This window comes from Luteibacter sp. 9135 (assembly GCF_000745005.1).
In the GTDB taxonomy this organism is placed as follows: domain Bacteria; phylum Pseudomonadota; class Gammaproteobacteria; order Xanthomonadales; family Rhodanobacteraceae; genus Luteibacter.
The window spans coordinates 1,374,478-1,395,007 of the sequence record NZ_JQNB01000001.1 but is presented as its reverse complement, the minus strand read 5'-3'; the positions used below and the strand labels follow the sequence as shown (position 1 = coordinate 1,395,007).

Genomic DNA, 20,530 nt, shown 5'->3' with positions numbered 1-20,530 from the left:
AAGACTCCTGAAGAACCCCGCACCCGGCAACGGATGCGGGGTTTTTTATTGCCCCCGACCCGCCTCTTCCACGAGCGGAGCCAGACATGAATCCAGCAACCCAGGGCAGCAACGACACCATCGAGAGCGACGTAGGCGACCGCGTGCGTATCTTCGACACCACCTTGCGCGACGGCGAGCAAGCCCCCGGCTTCTCGATGGATCGGCGCGCGAAATTGCGCATGGCGCATGCCCTGGAAGAGCTTGGCGTGGACATCATCGAGGCCGGTTTCCCCCAGGCCTCGCCCGACGATTTCGCCGCTGTGGCCGAGATCGCCCGCGCCTTGAAGGCACCCACCGTGGCCGCGCTGGCGCGGTGCCAGGCAGGTGACATCGACAGCGCGGGCCGCGCCCTGGAAGGGGCCCACCACGCACGCATCCACCTGTTCCTCTCCACCAGCCCGTTGCACCGCGAATACAAGCTGGGCAAGAGCAAGCAGGAAGTGATCGATATCGCCGCCGCGGCGATCCATAGGGCAAAGGCACTCGCCCACGAGGTGGAGTTTTCCGCCGAAGACGCCCTGCGCACCGAGCCGGAGTACCTGGCCGAGATCTTTTCGGTGGCTGCCGAGGCAGGTGCCACCATCCTCAACGCACCGGACACCGTGGGCTACGTGACGCCGGACGAGATCACGCGCATGTTCACCTACCTGCGCCAGAACGTGAGAAACGCAGACAAAGTGGTGTTCTCGACGCACTGCCACGACGACCTCGGCCTGGCCGTCGCCAACTCGCTGGCCGCCGTCGCCGCGGGTGCCCGGCAGGTGGAATGCACCATCAACGGCATCGGCGAGCGTGCGGGCAATGCGGCCATGGAAGAGATCGTCATGGCGCTGCACACGCGCCGGCCGCTGTTCCAGGTCGACACGGGCATCGTCACCCGCCATTTCTATCCCACCTCGCGCCTGTTGGCCGAAGTCACCGGGCAAACCGTGCCGCGCAACAAGGCCATCGTCGGCGACAACGCCTTCGCGCACGAGTCCGGCATCCACCAGCACGGCATGATTCGGCATCGCGGCACCTACGAAATCATGCGGCCACAGGATGTGGGCGCGAAGACCTCGCTGGTGCTGGGCAAGCATTCCGGACGCCACGCGCTGCGCCAGCGCCTGGAAGAGCTGGATTACGACCTGGACGAAGCGACGCTCGATGCCGTCTTCGACCGGTTCAAGGTGCTGGCGGATCGCCAGCGCTCCGTCACCAACGACGACCTCACCACCCTGATGACCACTCCCCCCGCACCCACCCCCACCCAGGCCGCGTGTGTCGCGGTCGAGTCCTGAGGAGGAACCATGGAAGCCCCGAAACATCTCTGGCACAACGGCCGTATCGCATCCTGGCAGGACGCCACGGTGCACGTCGGTGCCCACGCACTGCATTACGGCTCCTCCGTGTTCGAAGGTATCCGTGTGTATGCCACGCCAGAGGGTCCACGCTACTTCCGTCTGGAAGAACATACCGAGCGCCTGTTCCACTCGGCACGCGTGTACGACCTGATCATTCCTTACGATGCCGCCACCATCAATCAGGCCTGTCGCGAGGTGATTACCGCCAACGGGCTGGAATCGGCGTATGTGCGCCCCATCGTGTTCCGCAGCGGCTTCACCTTCAGCCTGGCGCCGTCGCTGGATACCAAGGTGGACGTCTCGATCATCGCGCTGCCCTGGGGCGCCTACCATGGCACCGACGCCCTGGAAAAAGGGGTGGACGTCTGCGTTTCCTCGTGGAACCGCGCTGCGCCGAACACCTACCCCAGCGGCGCCAAGGCCGGTGGCAATTACCTCAACAGCCAGCTGATCGCGCGCGAGGCCATCAACGGCGGCTTCGCCGAAGGCATCGCCCTGGGCACGGACGGCTTGCTGAGCGAAGGCGCCGGGGAAAACCTGTTCATCGTGCGCAAGGGCACGATCTATACTCCACCGGCGGCGTCCTCCATCCTGTGCGGGATCACGCGCGATTCCGTCCTGACGCTGGCCCGCGAGCGCGGATTCGACGTGGTCGAGCAGCCGCTGCCACGCGAGATGCTGTACTTCGCCGACGAAGTGTTCATGACCGGCACCGCCGCGGAAATTACCGCCGTGCGCTCCGTCGATCGCAAACCGGTCGGCAGCGGCCATCCCGGTCCGGTCACCCGCCAGTTGCAGGCCGATTTCTTCGGCCTGTTCGACGGCCGCACCGACGATCGCTGGGGCTGGTTGTCAGCCGTGACCGAAACAGAACACGGGAGGGTCGCCGCATGAGCGCCCGCACCCTGTTCGACAAGCTGTGGGACAGCCATCAGGTAAAGGCCGAGACGGCCAGCACGCCCGGCGTGCTCTACATCGACCTGCACCTGGTGCACGAGGTGACCTCGCCACAGGCCTTCGACGAACTGCGCTCCCGCGGCCTGAAGGTACGTCGCCCGGATCGCACGCTGGCCACGCTGGATCATTCCACGCCGACGCTGCCGGCCGATGCCGATGGCAAACGTCCTTACTACACCAAGGAAGCCGAAGCGCAGGTCGTCAAGCTGGAGTCCAACGTACGCGAGTTCGGTATCGACCTGATGGGTTGGGACAGTCCCCAGCGCGGTATCGTCCACGTGGCTGGGCCGGAGGTGGGAGCGACCCAGCCGGGCATGACCATCGTCTGCGGCGACAGCCACACCGCCACGCACGGTGCCTTCGGCGCGCTGGCCTTCGGCATCGGTACCACCGAGGTGGGCCATGTGCTGGCCACCCAGTGCCTGCTGCAGCGCAAGCCGAAGTCGTTCGCTATCCGTGTGGACGGCGCCCTGCAGCGCGGCGTCACCGCGAAGGACCTGATCCTGCACGTGATCGGCACGATCGGCATCGGCGGCGGCACCGGCTACGTGCTGGAGTACACCGGCGAGGCGATCCGCGCCCTGTCGATGGAAGAGCGCATGACGGTGTGCAACATGTCGATCGAGGCAGGCGCCCGCGCCGGCCTGATCGCCCCTGACGAGACCACGTTCGCCTGGCTGAAGGGCCGCGAGCGCGTGCCGAAGGGCGACGCCTGGGGCCGCGCCGTCGCCGCATGGCGCGACCTTCCCACCGACGAAGGCGCCACCTACGATCGCGAAGTGCGTATCGACGCCTCGGCGATCCAGCCGTCGGTCACTTACGGTACGCACCCGGGCATGGTGGTGCCGATCCACGGCAATGTTCCCGCCGCCGCGGATGCGATGGAACAGCGCGCGCTCGACTACATGCAGGTCACCGCCGGCAAGCCGATGTGGGGCGAGAAGGTCGACGTGGTGTTCGTGGGCAGCTGCACCAACGGTCGCCTGTCCGACCTGCGCGCGGCAGCGGGACTGCTGCGCGGTCGCAAGGTCGCGGAAGGCGTGCGCATGCTGGTGGTGCCCGGTTCCGAGCAGGTACGTCGGGATGCCGAGCGCGAGGGCCTGGACGAGGTGTTCCGTGCCGCCGGCGCCGAGTGGCGCGAATCCGGCTGCTCGATGTGCATCGCCATGAACGGCGACCTCGCCCAGCCGGGCCAGCTCGTCGTCGCCACCAGCAACCGTAACTTCGAGGGACGCCAGGGCAAGGGCGCCCGCACTGTCCTCGCCAGCCCCCTGGTCGCGGCCGCCTCCGCCATCGCCGGCCATGTGGCCGATCCCCGCGATTACATGACCCAGGAAGTTGCCGCATGAGCCAGACCAGCCGACCGCTCGCCTACGTGCATTCGCGCACGGCGGTGTTGCGCAACGAAAACATCGATACGGACCGGATCATTCCGGCGCGCTTCCTCACCACCACCGAACGCACCGGACTGGGCAAGCACTGCTTCCAGGACTGGCGTTACGCCGCCGACGGCAGCGACGACCCGGCGTTCCCCCTGAACCAGCCGGAAGCACGCGGCTGCGCGATCCTGGTCGCCGGCCACAACTTCGGCTGCGGCTCGTCGCGTGAGCACGCCCCCTGGGCGCTGCTGGACTACGGCATCCAGGCGGTGATCTCCAGCGAGATCGCGGACATCTTCCGTGGCAACTCGCTGAAGAACGGCCTGCTGGCCATCGTCGTCGGCACCGCCGAGCACCGCTGGCTGCTCGACAACCCCGGCGTCGAACTGCGGATCGATATCGCCGAGGGCACCATCGCGCTGCCCGAGGGCGGCATCACCCGTTTCGATCTGGACGCCTTCTCGCGTCACTGCCTGCTCAACGGTGTCGACCAGATGGGTTTCCTGCTGCAGCACGAGGCGGATATCGCCACCTTCGAAACCCACCGGGAGAAAGCCGCATGAAGGCGTCCATCGTCGTATTGCCGGGCGACGGCATCGGCCCGGAAGTGGCTGCCGCCGGCGTGGCCGTGCTGACCGCCATCGCCGATCGTTTCGGCCATGCATTCACTTTTACCGAGCATGCCATCGGCGGGGATGCGATCGATCGCTTCGGCGATCCGCTGCCGCCCGCCACGCGCGAGGCGCTGCTCGCCGCCGACGCTATCCTGCTGGGCGCCGTGGGCGGACCGAAGTGGTCGGACCCGAACGCGGCCGTGCGCCCGGAACAGGGCCTTCTGGCCATGCGCAAGCTGCTGGGCGTGTTCGCCAACGTGCGTCCGCTGAAACTGCATCCGCGCACCGCCGCGCTGTCGCCGCTGAAACCCGAGCGCACCAAGGGCGTAGACCTGGTGTTCATCCGCGAGCTCACCGGCGGCATCTATTTCGGTGCGAAGACGCGCAGCGAGACGGACGCCACGGACGAATGCCGCTACAGCGTGGTGGAGATCGAGCGCGTGGTACGTCATGCGTTCGAGCTGGCTCGCACGCGGCGGCGCAAGGTCACCTCGGTGGACAAGGCCAACGTGCTGGAAACCTCGCGCCTGTGGCGTTCGGTGACCACCCGTGTGGCCGCCGAGTATCCCGACGTGGCGCTGGAACACCAGCTGGTGGATTCGATGGCCATGCACCTGCTGACCCGACCCGCCGACTACGACGTGATCGTGACCGAGAACATGTTCGGCGACATCCTGACCGACGAAGCCTCGGTGCTGGCCGGCTCGCTGGGCCTGTCGCCGTCGGCGTCGCTGGGTGGCCCGGGCGCCGGCGTCTACGAGCCCATCCACGGTTCCGCGCCCGACATCGCCGGGCAGTCGCTGGCCAACCCCCTCGGCACCATCCTTTCCACCGCGATGCTGCTGCGCCATTCGCTCGGCTTGGCCGCCGAGGCCGCCGTGGTGGAAGCCGCGGTGGACCACGTGCTCGAGCACGCCAACCTCACCCGCGACCTGGGCGGCAGCGCAAGCACGCATGACGTGACCCGCGCTGTCCTGGACGCCTGTCATACCGAAGCGGAGGCCCTGTGAACACCAAGAAGATCCCCATCCGCACGCTGCGCAGCGACGCGATCAAGACCGGTCCGGACCGGGCCCCGGCACGCGCCATGCTGCGCGCCACCGGCCTGGACGACGAAGCCATCGCGCGGCCGATGGTGGCCATCGTGCACAGCTGGTCCAACGTCTCCCCGTGCAATCTCAACCTGCGCGACCTCGCCGAGGCGGCTGCGGACGGCGTGCGCGCGGCGGGCGGCACGCCGGTGGAGTTCAACACCATCGCGGTCACCGACGGCATCGCCATGGGCACGAGCGGCATGCGTTCGTCGCTGGTCAGCCGCGAGATCATCACCGACTCCATCGAGCTTGCAGTGGACGGCCATTGCCTGGATGCCATGGTGGTGCTGTGCGGCTGCGACAAGACGATCCCCGCCGCGGCCATGGCCCTGGCACGGCTGAACATACCCGGCGTGGCGCTGTATGGCGGCAGCATCGACCACGGCACGCACAACGGCTGCCCGATCACCGTGCAACAGGTGTTCGAGGCGGTGGGCGCGCACGGCGCGGGCAAGATCGACGACGCGGAACTGGATGAGGTGGAACGCCACGCCTGCCCCGGTGCCGGTGCGTGCGGTGGCCAGTACACCGCCAACACGATGGCGATGGTGCTGACCACGCTCGGGCTGTCCCCGGTGGGACTGAACGACATTCCGGCGACACACCCGGCCAAGCGCGACGCCGCTTTCCGTTGCGGCGAACTGGCCATGGCCTGCCTGGAAGCCGACCGCAAGCCGCGCGACATCATGACCCGCGCCGCCTTCGACAACGCCGCACGCATGGTCGCCGGCACGGCGGGCTCCACCAATGCCGTGCTGCACCTGCTGGCCATGGCCAACGAAGCGCGCGTGCCGCTGTCCATCGAGGACTTCGAGCCGGCCTCGGTCCACACCCCGGTGATCGCCGACCTCATGCCCGGCGGCCGGTTCAGCGCCGTGGAACTGACCGCGGCCGGCGGCACCACCATCGTCGCCCGCGAGTTGCGCAAGGGCGGCATGTTGGTCGATACGCCCACTGTCACCGGACGCAGCCTGTTCGCCGAACTGGATGCCGCACCTGCGGCGACCGAAGGACAGCAGGTGGTGCGCCCCGTCGACACGCCGTTCAAGCCGCGCGGCGGCTACAGCATCCTCTACGGCAACCTGTCGCCGGAGGGCTGCATCCTCAAGCTGGCCGGCCACGGCCGCACCAGCCATGCCGGGCCAGCGCGCGTGTTCGAAAGCGAGGAAGACGCCTTCGCCGCGGTCAAGGGCGGCCGTATCCGTGCCGGCGATGTCCTGGTCATCCGCAACGAAGGCCCGGCCGGCGGACCGGGCATGCGCGAGATGCTAGCGGTCACCGCCGCGCTGATCGGTCGCGGTCTGGGCAACGACGTGGCGCTGATCACCGACGGCCGTTTCAGCGGCGCCACCCACGGCTTCATGGTCGGTCACATCGCGCCCGAAGCCGCACGCGGCGGCCCCATCGGCCTGATCCGCGAGGGCGACGCCATCTTCATCGATGCCGCCAGCCGCGAACTGCGCACGGACGCGGACCTGGCCTCCCGCCGCGCCGCGTGGCGACCGGGACCGCCGAAGGTGGCGCGCGGGGTGCTCGCCAAATACGCGCGACTGGTCGGCTCCGCCGCCGAGGGCGCCGTGACGCAGGCCTTCGACGATGCGCCCGCCACCGCCGCCGAATCCACGCGCCGCGAATTCGCCGAAGCGGACTGCACGCAGGAACTGATCGGCAACTGATCCACCTTTTCCCCTTTCTTTCGAACATCCACCTGGAGACACCCCGTGACCGACAAGCAAGCCACCACCGCTCCGCTGCAGAACGCCCGTATCGCCGTGCTCGGCTACGGTAGCCAGGGCCGTGCGCACGCGCTCAACCTGAAGGACTCCGGCCTCGATGTCGTGGTCGGCCTGCGTCCGGGTGGCCCGTCGTGGAACCGTGCGTATACCGATGGCTTTGCCGTCGCCGAACCCGCCGAGGCCGTGCGCGACGCCGACCTGGTCGCCGTGCTCACCCCGGACATGACCCAGCCGGGCATCTACAAGGACGCGATCGAGGCCAACATGAAACCCGGCGCGGCGCTGCTGTTCGCCCACGGCTTCAACATCCACTTCGGCCAGATCACGCCGCGCAAGGATATCGACGTGGTGCTGGTGGCGCCGAAGGGTCCCGGCGCGCTGGTGCGTCGCGAGTACGAGATCGGCCGCGGCGTGCCCTGCCTGTACGCCGTGCACCAGGATGCCACCGGCCACGCCACGGAGCGTGCCACGGCCTACGCCGCCGGTATCGGCGGTGCACGCGCCATGCTGATCGAAACCGACTTCAAGGAAGAGACCGAAACCGACCTGTTCGGCGAGCAGGCGGTGCTGTGCGGCGGCGCCTCCGAACTGGTGCTCAAGGGCTTCGAAACGCTGACCGAGGCGGGCTATCGCCCGGAGATCGCCTACTACGAGGTGATGCACGAACTGAAGCTGATCGTCGACCTGTTCTACGAGGGCGGCATCGCCCGCATGCTCGAATTCGTGTCCGAGACCGCGCAGTACGGCGACTACACCCGCGGCCCGCGCGTGATCGACGACAGCACCAAGGAACGCATGAAGGCGGTGCTGAAGGATATCCAGGACGGCACGTTCGCCCGCGAATGGACGGCCGAATACCAGGCCGGCCTGCCCAACTACAAGGCGTTCAAGCAGCGCGACCTCGACCATCCGATCGAAAAGGTCGGCGCCCAGCTGCGCGCCCGCATGCCCTGGCTGCAAGCCAACCAGCCGCAGCCCGCCAAGGCCGCGGAATGATCCGTATCCCCACATGATCCCTGTCCCAACATGATCCCTTTCCTCCACACGATCCCTTTCCCCCACATGTAGCAGCGCACGATGTGCGCGAACCCTCAGACGGTACTCGGCGAAGGATGCATGGCGCTTGCACCGGGCCGGCTGTCCGGTCTTACGGGGCGGCGGTTGGATGTAGGAGAGTCTAAAACCGCTCCTGACGATGCCGTGCATGGCTTCGTTCGCCGCTGGCCAGCCTGAGGGTTCGCGCACAACGTGCGCTCCTACACAGTCATCTCATTAAAGGAATCTTCGACACCGTGAACGCGCAACTGGACACCGTCGGCGCACCGCGCCGCGTCACCTCGAACCACCCGCTGGCCGGCCAGACCATGACCGGCGCTGATATCGTCGTGCAGGTACTTGCCGACGAGGGTCTCGACGTACTCTTCGGTTACTCCGGCGGCGCCATCCTTCCCGTTTACGACGCCGTGTTCCGCTACAACGCGCTGCATACCCGCGACGACGGCAACGAACCGATGCCGCTGATCGTTCCCGCCAACGAGCAGGGTGCGTGCTTCATGGCCGCCGGCTACGCAAGGGCCTCCGGCCGTGTCGGTGTCGCGCTGGTGACCTCCGGCCCCGGTGCCACCAACGCGGTGACGCCCGTGCGTGACTGCATGGCCGATTCCGTTCCCGTCGTGGTCGTCTGCGGGCAGGTACCCACCGCCGCCATCGGCACCGATGCCTTCCAGGAAGCCCCCATCAGCACCATCATGGGTGCCTGCGCCAAACACGTGTTTCTCGTGACCGATCCCTCCACGCTGGAGGCCACCCTGCGCACGGCGTTCCACATCGCCCGCAGCGGTCGCCCCGGCCCCGTGGTGGTCGATATCCCCAAGGATGTCCAGAACGCACCACTAACATTCGAGGGCAGCCGCGAACTGGCTGTGCGCGGTTACCGGTCGCGTCTGCATGCCGTGGAGTCCGCGACCATCGACGACGCCCACTGCGCCGCCTTCTTCGATCGCCTGGCCCGCGCGAAGCGTCCCTTGATCTACGCCGGTGGCGGTGTCGTCTCCGCCAGCGCCTCGGCGGTGCTCCGCGAGTTCGCGCATGCCTTTGGCATGCCCGTCGTGACCACGCTGATGGGCATTGGCGGTTTCGACACCACCGATCCGCTGGCGCTACACATGCTGGGCATGCACGGCACGGCCTATGCCAACTACGCGATGGACGACAGCGATTTCGTTTTCGCGCTGGGCGCACGCTTCGACGACCGCGTGGTCGGCGTGCCGGCCCGCTTCGCGCCGAGTGCACGCACCATCGCGCAGATCGACATCGATCCGGCGGAGATCGGCAAGGTGAAAGCCGTGGACTGGCACCACGTCGGTACACTGGATGCGTCGCTGCAACGCTTGCTGGATTACGGCAAGTGCATCGGCTTCACGTCGGACCTCACCGATTGGCACGCCCATGTTGCGGCACTGAAGACCACCCACGCCATGGACTTCTGTCGCGACAGCAAGAGCATCCAGCCGTGTGCGGTCATCCAGGCGATCAACCGCATCACCGATGGCCGCGCGATCATCAGCACCGGCGTGGGACAACACCAGATGTGGGCTGCGCAGTATTTCGATTTCCGCGAGCCCCGCCGCTGGCTGACCTCCGGCTCCATGGGCACGATGGGCTTCGGCCTGCCCGCGGCCATCGGCGCCCAGTTCGCACGACGCGACCTCACCGTGATCGACATCGACGGCGATGCCAGCATCCGCATGAATATCGGCGAGATGGAAACCGTCACCACGTATGGCCTGCCGGTGAAGGTGGTGGTACTGAACAACAGCGGCGACGGCATGGTGCGCCAGTGGCAGAAACTGTTCTTCAAGGGGCGGTTCTCCGCGTCGGACAAGAGCCTGCACAAAAAGGACTTCGTACGCGCCGCCCATGCCGACGGTTTCGAATGGGCGCAGCGCCTCGACGATCCCGCCGCCATCGAGACGACGATCGCCGATTTCCTGGCCTTCGACGGCCCGGCGTTCCTCGAGGTGGTGATCGATGCGGAAGCCGGTGTCTACCCGATGGTCGGACCGGGCGCCACCTATGCCGAGATGATCACCGGCGATTGGATCGCCAGCCGTACGGCACCGACGATCACCACTGCCGAACCCACAGGGATGTTCTGACCATGCGCCACCTGATCTCCATGCTGTTGCAGAACGAAGCCGGCGCCCTGGCGCGCGTGGCCGGACTGTTCGCATCGCGCGGTTACAACATCGAGTCGCTCACCGTCGCCGCCACGCACGACGTGGATGCCTCGCGGCTCACCTTGGTAATCTTCGGCGACGACGAGGTGATCGAACAGATCATCAAGCAGTCGGCCAAGCTGATCGACGTGCTCGAGATTGCCGAACTGACCCGACGCGACTATGTGGAACGGGAGCTGCTGGTGGCGCGCGTCGAGGCGGACGACGACGCCACCGACCTCTGCCTGGCCCGATTTGGCGGGCGTCTGTTGCAGCGCGCGGCGGGGCAGTCGGTGGTGGAATACACCGGCCGTGCCGACGAGGTGGACGCGTTCCTCGATGCCCTGCGCCAGGCCGGTGAGATCGTTGACCACGCGCGCAGCGGCATCGCGGCGCTGGAGCGGCCGGTGGCGCTGGCTTGACACGCCATCGGCACTACCAGACCTTGTAAACCCGCCCCGTCTCGCGACCTTCCACCGAACGCGAAAACGCACGTGCGGCACTGGCGGCGCTGACCGGCTCGAAGCCACGGAAGAAGGGGCCGTACGCTTCCATGGCTTCCGTCAGCACGCTCGGGCTCACCGCGTTGATCCGGATACCGCGGGGCAATTCGATCGCCGCGCCGCGCACGTAGCCTTCCACCGCGCCGTTGACCATGCTGGCGCAGGCACCGGCGAGGATCGGTTGCTCGGTCAGGATGCCGGTGATGAGCGTGAACGACCCGCCGTCGCCGAGCGAGGCGACTCCGGAGCGGACCAGGCGCACCTGGCCCAGCAGCTTGTCATTCAAACCTTCGAGGTACTTCGCCTCGGTCAACTCGCCGAGCGGAGCGAAAGGCACCTTTCCGGCCGCGCAGACCACCGCGTCGAGCGGACCGGCCTCGCGGTACATCGCCTCCACGCTCGCGCCGTCACGCAGGTCCACGCGCAGATCGCCGCTGGTGCGGCCGGCCGTCACGATATCGTGGCGGACGCCCAGCTCCGCCGCGACGGCCCGGCCCAGGGTGCCGCCGGCACCGACGATGAGGATCTTCATGGTTTGCTCCTTGGAGGTTGCGGACCGCGCAGGGTACTCTCGGCGCCATGAATCGTCGCGCCGCCCTTTCGCTGCCGCCGCCCATGGCCGATACCTCGGCGCTCGGTCGTGAGCAGGACCTGCTCGGCCTGTCCGACGAGCCGTCCATCCATTACCTGGAACACGGCTCGCGCAGCCGGCTGATCCGCTGGCATTACCACCCCGCATATGAGCTGCACCTCATCGTCTCGACGGAGGGTACGGCCTACGTCGGCGATTACGAGGGCCGCTTCTCGCCCTACACCCTGATGCTCACGGGACCCAACGTGCCGCACAACTGGGTGACCGACGCGCACTGCGAACCCTCGGTCCTGCGCGACCGCGTGATCCTTTTCTCAGAGACCTTCGTGCGCCGGTTCACCGAGTTCTTCCCGTCGGCACGTCACGTGAAGTCGTTGCTCCTGGAAGAAGCGCGCTATGGCATACGTTTCTCGCCCGAGCTGGGACGGCAGCTGGAACCGCTGTTCCGCCGTGTGTCCGATCATCCGGGCCTGCGCCGCGTGGCCAGCTTCTTCGAGATGGTGGAGGCGCTTTCCGAGGATGCCACGCGCTGCCCGCTGAGCAGTCGTCCATTCCAGGCATCGGCGGACCCGGGGCAGTCGATGAAACTGCACCGCGCCGTCGCCTTCATCGACCGTCACTACGCCGGCGATGTATCGCTCAAGGCCGTGGCCGGACGTCTGGACATGTCTGAGTCGGCGTTCTCGCGGTTTTTCCACCAGCACACCGGGTATCGCTTCATCGACTACGTGAACCAGACACGCGTGCAACACGCGTGCGAGAAATTGTCGGGCTCCGCGGTGTCGATCACCGACATCTGCTACGAGGTCGGCTTCAGCAACCTCTCCAATTTCAATCGTCGCTTCCTCGCCCTGACCGGCATGACGCCGCGTGACTATCGCATGCGACATCGTGAGGCGAGCGCCGAGGCGTGATGTGGCGGCGCATCATGAGCACGTCCGCATCAAAGTCGATAGCCTCTCTTTACGTACTTTATTGATGAAGGTACGGCATGCTGCAACGCGTCATTATGGCGCACTTGTCCGGCATTTTCTAACGCCCGCACCGTCTCTACGATCAAGAAAGTACGTATTTTCACCGGAAACCGACACCTGACGTATTGGTGAGCCGCACGGCATAGAACCTATAAACGCACATCCGTTTCGTACGCGCCGCCCTACGACGTCGCGCCGGGACATGCCACCCAGGGAGGCACGATGAGCGATTACCGGAACCGGCTCGGCACCCTCGCCGTCTCGGCGATGTTCGCGGCGACGGCGGCACCTGTCGCCCTCGCGGACACCACGCTGACCATCGGCACCGTCAACAACGCCGACATGGTGCGCATGCAGGCGCTGTCGCCGGAGTACGAGCGCCAGCATCCCGGCGTGCACCTCAACTGGGTGGTGCTGGAAGAGAACACCCTGCGCCAGCGGCTTACCACCGACATCGCTACCCACGGTGGCCAGTTCGACGTGATCACCATCGGCGCGTACGAGGCGCCACTGTGGGGTAAGCAGCAGTGGCTGAAGCCGCTGGACAACCTGCCCGCCGATTACGACGGCAACGATCTGATGAAGAACGTGCGCGAACAGCTGACGGTGGACAACCACCTGTACGCGGTGCCGTTCTACGCCGAGGCCAGCATCACCTACTTCCGCACCGACCTGTTCGCCAAGGCCCACCTGACCATGCCGGCCGAGCCGACCTGGGAGCAGGTGAAGGGCTTTGCGCAGAAGCTGCACGATCCGGCCAACGGCGTATACGGCATCTGTCTGCGCGGCAAGGCAGGCTGGGGCGAGAACATGGCCCTGCTGGGCACCATCGTCAACAGCTACGGCGGACGCTGGTTCGACGAGCAGTGGCACCCGCAGATCGATACGCCGGAATGGCACCAGGCCGTGAACTTCTACGTGGACCTGCTGAAGACATACGGGCCGCCCGGCCCGTCCGACAACGGCTTCAACGAGAACCTGGCCTTGTTCGCCGCGGGCAAGTGCGCCATGTGGGTCGATGCCAGCGTCGGCGGCGGTACCGTTACCGATCCGAAGGAAAGCAAGGTGGTCGGCAAGGTCGGCTTCGCGCGCTCGCCGCACCAGCTTACCGATCGCGGCTCGTCGTGGTTGTGGGTGTGGTCGCTGGCCATCCCGGCCAGCTCGCGCCAGACCGACGCCGCGCGTGACTTCATCCTCTGGGCCACGTCCAGGCCCTACCTGAAGATGGTCGCCGATAAGTACGGCGAGCAGGCCACGCCACCCGGCACGCGTGAATCAACCTACGCCAACGCCGCCTACATCGCGGCCGCGCCCTTCGCGAAAGTGACCTACGACTCGCTCAAGGCCGTCGACCCGGCGCACCCGACGCTCAAGCCCGTGCCCTACAAGGGCATCCAGATCGTATCGATCCCCGAGTTCCAGGCCGTCGCCACGCTGGTCGGCCGGCAGATCGCCGGGGCACTGGCCGGCCGCGGGAACGTGGACGACCTGCTGCACACGGCACAGGACGCGGTGAGCCGCACCATGAAGCGTGCCGGCTATTACGACAACAAGCCCGTCATCCAGAAGGAGTCGCCGTAATGAGCGCGCGTATCCGCAAACGTCCGGAGCGGCTGCTCGCGCAGCCCGCCATCATCATGCTGCTGGCCTGGATGATCGTGCCGCTGGCGATGACGCTGTACTTCTCCACGCAGTACTACAACCTGCTGTACCCGGGAAAGTCAGCCTTCGTGGGCCTGGAGAATTTCGCCTACTTCTTCGCCTATCCCAGCTTCTGGACGTCGATCCTCAACACGATCCTGCTGGTGGGCAGCGTGCTGGTGGTCACCGTGGTCGGCGGGGTGCTGATATCCGTACTGGTGGACGAGACGTTCCCCGGCCAGGGCATCGTGCGCATGCTGCTGATCTCGCCGTTCTTCATCATGCCGACCGTGGCCGCGCTGGTCTGGAAGAACCTGATGATGAACCCGGTGTCCGGCTTCCTCGCCTGGGTGTGGAAGCTGTTCGGTGCCACGCCGGTGAACTGGTTCGCGGACTGGCCGTTGCTGTCGGTCATCATCGTGGTGTCGTGGGAATGGCTGCCGTTCGCCATCCTGATCTTCGTCACCGCGCTGCAATCGCTGGACCGTGAACAGATGGAAGCGGCCCGGATGGACGGCGCACGCGGCCTGGCCATCTTCCGCTACCTCACCCTGCCCCATCTCGCCCGCCCCATCGCCGTGGTCGTGATGGTGGAGGCCATCTTCCTGCTCAACATCTTCGCCGAGATCTTCGTCACCACCAACGGTGGTCCAGGCGATGCGACCACCAACATCCCGTACCTGGTCTACACGCAGGCTTTGCTGGAGTTCGACGTGGGTGCGGCGTCCGCCGGCGGCCTGGTCGCGGTGGTGCTGGCCAACATCATGGCGGTGGTGCTGATCCGCCTGATCGGCAAATCGCTGACCGAGAAGGCATGAGGAGACAGCCATGGCCAAGACCCACCGTAACCCGCTCGCCCGCACGCTGCGCATCGTCGCCTCATGGATCGTCGCCCTCGTCGTGTTCTTCCCCATCCTGTGGATGGTGCTGACCAGCTTCAAATCCGAGCTGGATGCCTTCAGCATGCCGCCGCACTTCCTGTTCGCGCCCACACTGGAAAACTACGAACAGATCCTCGCACGTGCCAACTACCTGCACTACGCGTGGAACTCCATCGTCACCGCCGGCGGTGCCACGATCCTGGGCATGCTGGTGGCCGTCCCGGCCGCCTATGCCTTCGCCTACCACCCGACGGCGAAGACCAAGAGCGTGCTGCTGTGGATGCTCTCGACCAAGATGCTGCCGAGCGTGGGCGTGCTGGTGCCGATCTACCTGATCTGCCGCGACCTGAACATGCTCGATTCCAAGGCCGCGCTGATCGTGATCTTCGCGCTGATCAACCTGCCGATCATGGTCTGGATGATCTACACCTACTTCCGCGACATTCCCTACGACATCCTGGAAGCCGCGCGCATGGACGGCGCCAGCACGACGCAGACGATGTTCCGGGTGCTGATTCCCGTGAGCCGCGGCGGCCTGGCCTCCACGGCGCTGCTGTGCCTGATCCTCTCGTGGAACGAGGCGTTCTGGTCGCTCAACCTCACTACCACCAGCGCCGCGCCACTGACGGCACTGGTGGCCTCGTTCTCCAGTCCCGAGGGGCTGTTCTGGGCGAAGCTTTCCGCCGTGTCCACCCTGGCCTGCGCACCCATCCTGGTGCTGGGCTGGCTGTCGCAGCGCCAGCTCGTCCGCGGTCTCACCTTCGGCGCAGTCAAATAGGAGTCGCCCATGTCCCGTCTGGAAATCCGTCAGCTGCGCAAGTCGTTCGAAGGCGTCGATGTCATCAAGGGTATCGACCTGGTGGTGGAGGATCGCGAGTTCTGCGTGTTCCTCGGGCCGTCCGGTTGCGGCAAGTCCACCACGTTGCGCCTCATCGCCGGACTGGAGGAAGCCGACGACGGGCAGATCCTGCTCGACAGCGACGACATCACCGATAAGCCGGTGGACAAGCGCGACCTCGCCATGGTGTTCCAGAGTTACGCGCTGTATCCGCACATGAGCGTGCGCGAGAACATGTCGTTTGCACTGAAGCTGGCGAAGATGGACCAGCGCGCCATCGACGAGAAAGTGGCAAGGGCGACGAAGATCCTTGCGTTGCAGCCCTATCTCGATCGCAAACCCTCCGCGTTGTCGGGCGGGCAGCGCCAGCGAGTAGCCATCGGCCGGGCGATCACCCGCGAGCCCCGCGTGTTCCTGTTCGACGAGCCGTTGTCCAACCTCGATGCCGCCCTGCGCGCGGCGACACGCCTGGAAATCGCACGCCTGCATACCGAGCTCAACGCAACCATGGTTTATGTCACCCACGACCAGGTGGAGGCGATGACGCTAGCCGATCGCATTGCGATCTTCAACGAAGGCCGCATCGAGCAGATCGGCAAGCCCATGGCGCTCTACCACAAGCCCGTCAACCTCTTTGTCGCCGGCTTCCTCGGCATGCCGCAGATGAATTTCTTCCGTGCCACCGCGCAGGGCGGCACATTCCGCCTGCCCGGCGGCAACGCGCTGGCGGTGCCCGGCGCCGAGGCGACCGGCGAGGTCACCCTCGGCATCCGCCCGGAACACCTGCGCGTGTGCGACGACGACGGCACGGGCCACACCGTGAAAGGCGTCGTGTCGGTGGTCGAAAGGCTGGGCAGTGAGACGTATGCGTATGTCGATGTACCGAACGTCGGTTCGGTCACGGTACGCGCCGAAGGCGATTTCGAGCGCCGGGCGGGACGCGAGATCTGCATCCGGCTCGACCCGACCCACGCGCATGTGTTCGACGCCACCGGCGTCGCCATCCATCATCCGGCAAGAAACTGACCATGGCCGTCTCCCTCCACCCCGCTTCGCTCGACAGCCTTCCCCAGGGTGTCGATGCACCTTCGTTCGATCGCTCGCAGGTCACCGCCGGCATCGCGCACATCGGCGTCGGCGCCTTCCATCGCGCACACCTGGCGATGTACACCCATCACACGCTGTCCGATCCGGCCATGCATGCATGGGGCATCCTCGGCATCAACCTGCTGGAACATGATCGCCCGCTCGCCGAGGCACTCAAGGCGCAACAGGGCCTCTACTCCGTCAGTGAGTTCGATCCACGTGGCAAGCGCCGCACCCACGTGGTCGGCGCCATGGTCGAGTACCTCTACGCGCCGGACGACGGCGCCCGGGTGCTCGAACGCCTGGCCGATCCGGCCATCCGTATCGTCTCGCTGACGATCACCGAAGGCGGTTACCTGATCGACGAGCACGGCACGTTCCGCCTCGACGACGACACGGTTGCCCACGATCTCGCCCATCCGGACACGCCCCGCGGCGTGTTCGGCTTCCTCGTCGGCGCCCTGGAAAAGCGTCGCGCGGCCGGCGTATCCGCCTTCACCGTCATGTCCTGCGACAACCTGCGCCACAACGGTGCACAGGCGAGGAAAGCCGTGCTCGCCTTCGCGCGGGCCCGCTCACCGGAACTGGCGGCGTGGATCGACCGCGAGGTGGATTTTCCCAACGGCATGGTCGATCGCATCACCCCCGCCACCACGCCGTCGGTGCGTGACGAACTCAACGCCGCTACCGGCCTGGACGACCGCGCGCCGGTGGTCTGCGAGGATTTCATCCAGTGGGTGCTGGAAGACCGCTTCCGCCAGGGGCGCCCGGCGTGGGAGAACCACGGGGTGCAGATCGTGGATGACGTGTCTGCGTACGAAGACGCGAAGATCCGCCTGCTCAACGGCTCGCACCAGATGCTGTCGTACCCGGCCTTCCTCTCGGGACATCGACAGGTGGACGTGGCCGTCAGGGACCCGCTGTTCAACGCCTACCTCACCGATTTCCTCGACGAGGACGCCGGCACCTGGCTGACGTCGCTGCCCGGCATGGACCTGGGGCCTTACAAGAAGAAACTACTGGACCGTTTCAGCAACGCGTCCATCGCCGACCAGCTCGACCGTCTGTGCCTGGACGGCGGGTCGAAGATCCCCGGCTTCCTCGGCCCCACGATCACGGCCTGCCTGGAGAACGGCAAGGACGCGCGCCGCCTGGCCTTCGCGCTGGCGGCGTTCGATCGGTATGTTCGGGTCGGCAAGGACGATAACGGCGAGGGCTACCCCCTGCGCGAGCCGAACGCGATGCGCCTGGTGCAACCCATGATCGACAGCGGCTCGAAGGACACTCTGATCGAGAGCGTCGAGCTGGTGGGGCCGCTGCCCGCGCGGGATCAGCGTTTCCGTCGCCAATACGACATCTACGTGGACGCGCTGGAACAGCAAGGGGTGCGCCGTACCCTGAAGCAGCTGGACGCCCTCGTCGACTGAGGGTTCATGGCGCACTCTCGGTGGCTTCACTTGGCCAAACCTACCGTGGATAGCCTTATCCGTCGCGAAGTGGAGTCCACCATGCCCTACACCCCGACCAACCCGCAGCCGCCGTTCGCCGAGCCGGGCAAGAACCGTCCCGAGGACGAGATCCGCCAGCCGGGCAGCTACAAGCCCGAGCGCGATGCGGACCCGGAGCCGCCGGTGAACGACGACCCGATTGAACCGCTGGAACGTTGACGATACGAAGGCGCCGTGAGGCGCCTTTTTTTGGGTCTTCGCGCATGACCCAGGCGCTTGCCGAAGCCGAAACCAGAGCCAGAGCCGCGGTGGCTCGCATGGTGCCGCGATGAGGAGCTGGGTGGTCACACTCTGCGCTCGAGCAGCGGCTTTAAACCCAATTACCACGCCACCCTCCCGCGGTTAGGCGTGAACAGCCTTTTTCCGTTTGTGATCGCTAGACTTCTCTTATGAGCCCTTCCTCCAAGAAACCCACGGCGCGACGTAAGGCATCGCCTGGCATGCGGCCCGCGAGCAGTCCCACACCCGCGCCCGCCGCGCGCCCCGCGGATGCCTCCACCACCGCCGAGCGCGTACTGGCCTTCCTGCTCAAGGGCCTGCCAACGGCACGCCGCGAGAAGGTCCACGCCTACCTCGTACTCACACGCATGGATCGGCCCATCGGCGCCCTGCTGCTGCTGTGGCCGACCTGGTGGGCGCTGTGGCTCGCGGCGCGCGATTTCCCGCCGATCGGCCCACTGGTGATCTTCACGCTGGGCGTGTTCGCCATGCGCTCCGCTGGCTGCGCCATCAACGACTACGCGGATCGCAAGCTCGACCCGCAGGTGGCTCGCACCGCCGGGCGGCCCATCGCGAGCGGACGCGTGACGCCTCGCGAGGCGCTTTACGCGTTCGCCGGGCTGCTCGTGTTCTCGTTCGTGCTGGTGCTGTTCACCAACACGCTGACGATCCTGCTGTCGTTCGGCGGTGCCGCCCTCGCGGCGCTCTATCCCTTCACCAAGCGCTACACCAACCTGCCGCAGGTGGTGCTCGGCGCGGCGTTCGGCTGGTCCATCCCGATGGCGTTCGCCGCCGTGACGCACAGCGTGCCGCCCGTGGCCTGGCTGCTGTTCATCGGCAACATCCTCTGGTCGGTGATCTACGACACCGAGTACGCCATGGTGGACCGCGAGGACGACATCAAGGCGGGGGCCAAGTCCACGGCGATCCTGTTCGCCGACGCGGACCTCGTCATCATCGGCATCCTGATGGGCACGTTCCTGCTGGCCATGCTGCTGGTCGGCACGCGCTCGGAGCTGGGCTGGCCGTACTGGCTGGGTCTGGCGGTGACCGCCGGCCTGTTCGCCTGGCAGCAGTGGACCATGCGCCATCGCGAGCGGCAGGCCTGCCTTACCGCGTTCCGCCAGAACAACTGGGTCGGCCTCGCGCTGTGGGTGGGCATCGTGCTGGCGCTGGCCTTACGCGGGTAAGGGCGTTCGCGCCAGCGCCCAGACATCCACCCGGGCCACACCGGCATCGGTCAATGTGCGCACGCATTCGCCAAGAGTGGCGCCGGTGGTCATGACATCGTCGACCAGGGCGACATGGCGCTGGGACGGCACGCGCCTTACATGGAACGCACCGCGGATGTTCGCCGCACGCGCGGCCGCATCGAGGTCGGTCTGCGGCCGGGTCTTCTTCACCCGTTGCAGGACGTCATGTCGCACGGGTATGGAAAGCCGTCGACCCAGATGACGCGCCAGCTCCATCGCCTGGTTATAGCCGCGCGAGCGCAGGCGTGAACGATGCAGCGGCATGGGCAACAGCAGATCGGGCGTCGTCGGCGGGCATCCGGTGTCGAGCCAGCATTGCGACAGCACGCGTCCGGCGACGAGGCTGCCTGCGAACTTGAAGCGTCGCTCCAGCTCGTCCAGCGGCCAGGTGTAGACGAAGGGCACCCAAAGGTCCGCCCAGGGGCGATCACCCTGCAGGCACGTGGCGCAGGCCGGAACGGCGGTGGGAAGGGGCTGCGCGCAGCGCCCGCAGCAACTGTCGTTGCGCACCAGGCCGGCATGACAGGCCCGGCAGAGCGCGCGTGCGGTCTCGCTGGGCGCCTCGCAGACCAGGCATCGCGGCGCCAGCAGGAAGCGGTTCGCCGCGCTCAGCCAGGGTCGGAAATGGGACGCGTCCATGCGTCGGACGCCA

Annotated in this window: 17 protein-coding genes and 2 pseudogenes; 17 read left to right on the top strand and 2 right to left on the bottom strand. The window is 66.6% G+C overall.

What is annotated here, in order from left to right; all coding sequences use genetic code 11:
- Positions 1–86: 86 nt before the first annotated feature.
- The 9 genes and pseudogenes from FA89_RS05905 to ilvN form a co-directional block, all read left to right on the top strand.
- Positions 87–1,262 (top strand): annotated as a pseudogene (locus tag FA89_RS05905) (2-isopropylmalate synthase); the annotation flags it as partial.
- Between the two features lie 69 nt (positions 1,263–1,331).
- The gene (locus tag FA89_RS05900; RefSeq protein WP_036139141.1) at positions 1,332–2,279 is read left to right on the top strand and encodes a branched-chain amino acid transaminase; all 948 of its coding nucleotides are present in this window, start codon (positions 1,332–1,334) and stop codon (positions 2,277–2,279) included.
- A complete protein-coding gene (gene leuC, locus FA89_RS05895) occupies positions 2,276–3,691 on the top strand; it encodes a 3-isopropylmalate dehydratase large subunit (RefSeq protein WP_036139139.1) in 1,416 nt (471 codons plus the stop codon). Before FA89_RS05900 ends, leuC begins: the two co-directional genes overlap by 4 nt.
- Entirely contained in the window at positions 3,688–4,284 is a 597-nt protein-coding gene (leuD, locus tag FA89_RS05890; protein ID WP_036139137.1) for a 3-isopropylmalate dehydratase small subunit, read from the top strand. The genes leuC and leuD overlap by 4 nt, the downstream gene beginning before the upstream one ends.
- Positions 4,281–5,345: a 3-isopropylmalate dehydrogenase gene (gene leuB / locus FA89_RS05885; protein WP_036139134.1), complete on the top strand. Its 1,065-nt coding sequence runs from the start codon at positions 4,281–4,283 to the stop codon at positions 5,343–5,345. The genes leuD and leuB overlap by 4 nt, the downstream gene beginning before the upstream one ends.
- A gap of 26 nt (positions 5,346–5,371) precedes the next feature.
- Positions 5,372–7,105 (top strand): dihydroxy-acid dehydratase, encoded by a 1,734-nt coding sequence (gene ilvD / locus FA89_RS05880; protein WP_051939027.1) that lies wholly within the window; start codon positions 5,372–5,374, stop codon positions 7,103–7,105.
- A gap of 33 nt (positions 7,106–7,138) precedes the next feature.
- Positions 7,139–8,161, top strand: a pseudogene (ilvC, locus tag FA89_RS05875) (ketol-acid reductoisomerase); the annotation flags it as partial.
- A 368-nt stretch (positions 8,162–8,529) separates the two neighbouring features.
- Entirely contained in the window at positions 8,530–10,323 is a 1,794-nt protein-coding gene (ilvB, locus tag FA89_RS05870; protein ID WP_081916832.1) for a biosynthetic-type acetolactate synthase large subunit, read from the top strand.
- Between the two features lie 2 nt (positions 10,324–10,325).
- Positions 10,326–10,805, top strand: a complete 480-nt coding sequence (gene ilvN / locus FA89_RS05865; RefSeq protein ID WP_036139132.1) for an acetolactate synthase small subunit — start codon at positions 10,326–10,328, stop codon at positions 10,803–10,805.
- 13 nt (positions 10,806–10,818) lie between these two features.
- Here the strand turns inward: ilvN and FA89_RS05860 are convergent, their stop codons facing one another.
- Positions 10,819–11,418 carry a short chain dehydrogenase gene (locus tag FA89_RS05860; protein WP_036139129.1) on the bottom strand — a complete coding sequence of 200 codons (600 nt, stop codon included), beginning with the start codon at positions 11,416–11,418 and terminating at the stop codon, positions 10,819–10,821.
- Between the two features lie 47 nt (positions 11,419–11,465).
- On the opposite strand from FA89_RS05860, the gene FA89_RS05855 reads away from it, so the two are divergent.
- The 8 genes from FA89_RS05855 (at position 11,466) to ubiA (ending at position 19,815) form a co-directional block, all read left to right on the top strand.
- Positions 11,466–12,392 carry a helix-turn-helix domain-containing protein gene (locus FA89_RS05855; protein ID WP_051938568.1) on the top strand — a complete coding sequence of 309 codons (927 nt, stop codon included), beginning with the start codon at positions 11,466–11,468 and terminating at the stop codon, positions 12,390–12,392.
- Between the two features lie 282 nt (positions 12,393–12,674).
- Positions 12,675–14,033, top strand: coding sequence for an ABC transporter substrate-binding protein (locus FA89_RS05850; protein ID WP_036139127.1), 1,359 nt, complete (start codon positions 12,675–12,677; stop codon positions 14,031–14,033).
- Positions 14,033–14,911: a carbohydrate ABC transporter permease gene (locus tag FA89_RS05845; protein ID WP_036139125.1), complete on the top strand. Its 879-nt coding sequence runs from the start codon at positions 14,033–14,035 to the stop codon at positions 14,909–14,911. The genes FA89_RS05850 and FA89_RS05845 overlap by 1 nt, the downstream gene beginning before the upstream one ends.
- A gap of 10 nt (positions 14,912–14,921) precedes the next feature.
- The gene (locus tag FA89_RS05840) at positions 14,922–15,752 is read left to right on the top strand and encodes a carbohydrate ABC transporter permease (protein ID WP_036139122.1); all 831 of its coding nucleotides are present in this window, start codon (positions 14,922–14,924) and stop codon (positions 15,750–15,752) included.
- Between the two features lie 9 nt (positions 15,753–15,761).
- Entirely contained in the window at positions 15,762–16,838 is a 1,077-nt protein-coding gene (locus FA89_RS05835) for an ABC transporter ATP-binding protein (RefSeq protein WP_036139120.1), read from the top strand.
- Positions 16,839–16,840: 2 nt separating this feature from the next.
- Positions 16,841–18,325 carry a mannitol dehydrogenase family protein gene (locus FA89_RS05830; protein ID WP_036139116.1) on the top strand — a complete coding sequence of 495 codons (1,485 nt, stop codon included), beginning with the start codon at positions 16,841–16,843 and terminating at the stop codon, positions 18,323–18,325.
- 30 nt (positions 18,326–18,355) lie between these two features.
- Entirely contained in the window at positions 18,356–18,565 is a 210-nt protein-coding gene (locus FA89_RS20090) for a hypothetical protein (protein ID WP_185754248.1), read from the top strand.
- 281 nt (positions 18,566–18,846) lie between these two features.
- A complete protein-coding gene (ubiA, locus tag FA89_RS05825; protein WP_051938567.1) occupies positions 18,847–19,815 on the top strand; it encodes a 4-hydroxybenzoate octaprenyltransferase in 969 nt (322 codons plus the stop codon).
- On the opposite strand, the gene FA89_RS05820 is transcribed toward ubiA, so the two are convergent.
- Positions 19,804–20,517, bottom strand: coding sequence for a ComF family protein (locus FA89_RS05820; RefSeq protein ID WP_036139112.1), 714 nt, complete (start codon positions 20,515–20,517; stop codon positions 19,804–19,806). The two genes, ubiA and FA89_RS05820, sit on opposite strands and share 12 nt — an antisense overlap.
- Positions 20,518–20,530 lie beyond the last annotated feature (13 nt).

Bases quoted from the DNA above. Each gene is read 5' to 3' on its own strand.
- FA89_RS05900 (WP_036139141.1), top strand. From the start codon at position 1,332: ATGGAAGCCCCGAAACATCTCTGGCACAACGGCCGTATCGCATCCTGG.
- leuC (WP_036139139.1), top strand. From the start codon at position 2,276: ATGAGCGCCCGCACCCTGTTCGACAAGCTGTGGGACAGCCATCAGGTA.
- leuD (WP_036139137.1), top strand. From the start codon at position 3,688: ATGAGCCAGACCAGCCGACCGCTCGCCTACGTGCATTCGCGCACGGCG.
- leuB (WP_036139134.1), top strand. From the start codon at position 4,281: ATGAAGGCGTCCATCGTCGTATTGCCGGGCGACGGCATCGGCCCGGAA.
- ilvB (WP_081916832.1), top strand. From the start codon at position 8,530: ATGACCGGCGCTGATATCGTCGTGCAGGTACTTGCCGACGAGGGTCTC.
- ilvN (WP_036139132.1), top strand. From the start codon at position 10,326: ATGCGCCACCTGATCTCCATGCTGTTGCAGAACGAAGCCGGCGCCCTG.
- FA89_RS05860 (WP_036139129.1), bottom strand. From the start codon at position 11,418: ATGAAGATCCTCATCGTCGGTGCCGGCGGCACCCTGGGCCGGGCCGTC.
- FA89_RS05855 (WP_051938568.1), top strand. From the start codon at position 11,466: ATGAATCGTCGCGCCGCCCTTTCGCTGCCGCCGCCCATGGCCGATACC.
- FA89_RS05850 (WP_036139127.1), top strand. From the start codon at position 12,675: ATGAGCGATTACCGGAACCGGCTCGGCACCCTCGCCGTCTCGGCGATG.
- FA89_RS05845 (WP_036139125.1), top strand. From the start codon at position 14,033: ATGAGCGCGCGTATCCGCAAACGTCCGGAGCGGCTGCTCGCGCAGCCC.
- FA89_RS05840 (WP_036139122.1), top strand. From the start codon at position 14,922: ATGGCCAAGACCCACCGTAACCCGCTCGCCCGCACGCTGCGCATCGTC.
- FA89_RS05835 (WP_036139120.1), top strand. From the start codon at position 15,762: ATGTCCCGTCTGGAAATCCGTCAGCTGCGCAAGTCGTTCGAAGGCGTC.
- FA89_RS05830 (WP_036139116.1), top strand. From the start codon at position 16,841: ATGGCCGTCTCCCTCCACCCCGCTTCGCTCGACAGCCTTCCCCAGGGT.
- ubiA (WP_051938567.1), top strand. From the start codon at position 18,847: ATGCGGCCCGCGAGCAGTCCCACACCCGCGCCCGCCGCGCGCCCCGCG.
- FA89_RS05820 (WP_036139112.1), bottom strand. From the start codon at position 20,517: ATGGACGCGTCCCATTTCCGACCCTGGCTGAGCGCGGCGAACCGCTTC.